Source organism: Armatimonas sp. (genome assembly GCF_043760365.1).
Classification (GTDB): domain Bacteria; phylum Armatimonadota; class Armatimonadia; order Armatimonadales; family Armatimonadaceae; genus Armatimonas.
Map to the genome: position 1 here is coordinate 1 of NZ_JAYUPA010000431.1, position 1,727 is coordinate 1,727.

General features: G+C 55.6%; 2 protein-coding genes. Both read right to left on the reverse strand.

Annotation, left to right across the window (positions count from 1 at the left end):
• Positions 1 to 241 precede the first annotated feature (241 nt).
• A complete protein-coding gene (locus tag ACH2EH_RS10145) occupies positions 242 to 949 on the reverse strand; it encodes a Crp/Fnr family transcriptional regulator (RefSeq protein WP_395141316.1) in 708 nt (235 codons plus the stop codon).
• 11 nt (positions 950 to 960) lie between these two features.
• Positions 961 to 1,727 (reverse strand): WD40 repeat domain-containing protein (locus ACH2EH_RS10150; protein ID WP_395141318.1); only part of this gene is annotated, 767 nt, incomplete at its 5' end.

Here is a 1,727-nt window from a genome sequence, read left to right on the forward strand (position 1 = left end):
CTTCCCACCCACAAACTGCTTGGCGAGCTGGATAATGTGCTCCGCAGTCGCTCCTGGTCGTGGTGCCCCCACAGCCGCACTTGCCACGAGAACTCCCCGTGCTCCTTGCGCCTGTACCGCACTTGCCCCCAAGAAAACCGCCGCTACTAAGCTCGCTCGCCAGATCATACTTCTCTATCCCTTTCGATGGTCAGTATGGCCGAGGTTAGCGAAGAGAAGCGTGACTCACATCACGCTATGGCTATGCATTTTCTTTCAGGAAGCGCTGTAGCTGCTGTGGATGAAGCACCCAGAGCCCCTGTGTATCGCGTTTGACAATCCCCTGCTGGAGGAGTGTGTCCATCTTGCGGCTGATGGTCTCGCGTGTCGTGCTGAGCTGTCGGCCCAGCTCCGCGTTGGTGAGCTTGCCTAGGAGGACCGGTGGTATCTGCGGTTCGGGCTGGAGTGCGAGACGTGCCACGAGCTGTGCGACAAGCCTTGTTTCCACGGGCATCTGGCGGTGGGCGAGCTGCTCATTGGCCTCTCGGAGACGCTGTGTCAGTACGGCGACCATGGCTAGGGCGAGCTCGGGGTGGTCCTGGATGCAGCGCAAGAAGCGGTCGCGGCTCAGCTCGTAGAGGGTGCAGGGCGTCGTGGTGATCGCGGTAGCACTGCGGGGCTGTCCGTCAAGCAGTGCCAGCTCTCCAATCACGTCCCCGGCGTGCAGCTCCGCGACCACGAGGGGAGTGGAAGCGGTTTCCTTGCGTATCTGGATGGTGCCCTTGCCCAGGACATAGAGGCAGTAGCCCTCGTCGCCTTCGTAGAAGAGGGAAGTCTTGGCAGGGAGCTCGCGGCGCACACAGGCGCTGGCCACCTGCTCGAAAGCAGCCTCGTTCAAGCCTGCGAGGAAGGGCACTTGCCGTAGAAACTGCCGCCACTTGCTACGGTTGGGGGAATCTAGGGTTGACATAGTACACTAGGCTATCTAACGCGTAGGGCCTCAGAAGACCAGATTTGCGTTTCATGCCCACACCCTGTAATGAGGCGCTTACCGTCTGGGGTAAAACCAAAAGTGTCGAAATAAAAATCGGAATTGTCTTGGTGCCCATGGAGTGTTAGTGTTTCACGTCCCGTCTCCGCATCCCAAACCTTAACAACTTTATCTTGGGCACCCGTTACGATACGTTTGCCATCTGGGGAAAAAGCAACCGATTGGACAAACTGCGTATGTCCAACAAGAGAAAGTAATTCTTTGCCTATTGCTGCGTCATAAAGTGTTGCCGCTCCACCTCCCCCGGCCATCACAACGCGCTTTCCGTCAGGAGAAAAAGCAACCATGCCTACATATCCCGATAAATGCTTGATCTCGGTCAGTAATCGACCTGTTGTTGCATCCCAAAAGCGAACCATGCCGTCGATTTGACTTGTAACTAGCCGTTGGCCATTAGGAGAGAAGTTCACTGAGGAAATCGGATTTTCGCTTCCTTTTAGGACAAGGAGTTGCTTCCCACTTCGGGCGTCCCAAATTCGCACCGTTCTATCTTCGCTACCCGTTGCTATGCGGCTACCATCAGGTGTGTAGCACATTTGCCATACCGGTTTTTTGTGTCCTCTCAGGGTAATAATCTCATGATCCGTGGCAGTATCCCAAATACCCACTGTCCCGTCCGTACGGGTTCCTGCCATTTGTCGTCCATTCGGTGACCATATCAGATTTCTGTTGAGATGCTTCGTAAATGTCCGAAGCA